Source organism: Agathobaculum sp. LCP25S3_E8 (assembly GCF_052117165.1).
Lineage (GTDB): Bacteria > Bacillota > Clostridia > Oscillospirales > Butyricicoccaceae > Agathobaculum.
Window position 1 is genome coordinate 1 of sequence record NZ_JBQKJR010000137.1, and the last position, 1,523, is coordinate 1,523.

The following is a 1,523-nucleotide window of genomic DNA, read 5'->3' on the forward strand; positions in this document are numbered from 1 at the left end:
TCTATCACAAAACGCATCAAAGAATACGGAACACTTCGTGCGATTGGTGGAGAACGAGGGCAAATCTATCGTTTGGTTTCTTTGCAGCTTTTGATTCTCTGTGGAGCCGGTATTCCTATCGGATTGCTGCTCGGTATATTGTCGGCAAAAGGTGTATTGATTGCGGCTACGGGGCTTCTCAATCCCGATCTGTTCATGGCAAACAGCACTTCCGAATTGAACTCTGCAATCAACACCGCCAGTACGGTAAAACTACCGATGCTCTTTGCCAGTATCGCAGTCATACTTCTGTTTGCTCTGCTGGCTGCCTTTCCTGCTGCCCGGTACGCATCCCATGTATCTCCTACTGTTGCTATGTCGGGGCAGACTGTGAAAATCAAACGCAGGATAAAAAGGAACCGCAACATCCGTAATTTTGAAGCCTATTATGCAAGGCTCAACCTAAAACGAGGGCGTGGAAGAACAGCAGTTACCATTCTGTCTTTGGTTATGAGTATTACCGTATTTGTTGCCTTGCAGAGCTTTACAGGGCTGCTTGATGCCAGCAGTTCCGTTCAGGACATGTATTTCAGCGACTATGCAGTTACAAATGAAACCGTTGGCATCCCATCAGAAGCCGTAAAAACATTAGCGGAAAATGACGCAGTAGAAAGTGTTTCCACTACACGGCTTTCTGTATTTATGCCAGGTGCCGGTGATATACTGCCCTTTGAAACTGATCTTTCCGTACAGAGCCATGAAACCTTGCAGCTTGTAAATGTGGATGAAGCACAATTACAAATCTATGCTCCTAACTTGTCTGCTCAGGATAAACAGGCTTTGAAAGATGGAACAGGCTGCCTTGTAAAAAATCCCATTGCCTTTTCTTATGGAGATACAACTGTTCAGCAGACTGATCTTACCGTAGGTGATACCATTCAACTGGGAGACAGAACACTTCCTGTATTAGGATTGATCGATACAGCAATCACAATCAATAATGATGGCTTTACGAATGGTGTTCAACTCATCGTGAATGACGAAATATACTGTTCACTGCTCGGAAACGACAGTTATTCAGAAGTCTATCCTACATTACAGGATAACGCCGATACAGATACCTTTGAAAGCTGGTTGGATAGCTGGTGCAGCAATTATCCAGGAACACATTGGCTTTCCTATCTCCAAAGCAGCAATGAGATGATAGAAAGCTTTGAACAGATCAAAATGCTGTGCTGGGTGCTTATCATCTTTATCGGTATCATTGGCATCCTGAACATCATCAATACCGTTTACAGCAATATTCATACTCGTGTTGGTGAAATCGGGATGCAGCGGGCTATTGGAATGAGTGCCGCAAGCCTTTATAAAACATTTCTGTGGGAGGGCGCTTATTACGGTATCATTGCGTCAGTGATTGGAGCAGTGTTTGGCTATGTCTGCTGTATCTTTGTCGGAGCAGCACAGACCGATGCTTTACAGCTTGTCGCTGTTCCGGTTATGGCGATTGTGGAAGCTGCGATTATTTCTATTGTGGCCTGCCT

Annotated in this window: 1 protein-coding gene; it reads left to right on the plus strand. The window is 44.7% G+C overall.

What is annotated here, in order from left to right:
* Positions 1-1,523: FtsX-like permease family protein (locus ACTQ34_RS17900; RefSeq protein WP_441364954.1), on the plus strand; the 1,523-nt coding region annotated here is incomplete at both ends.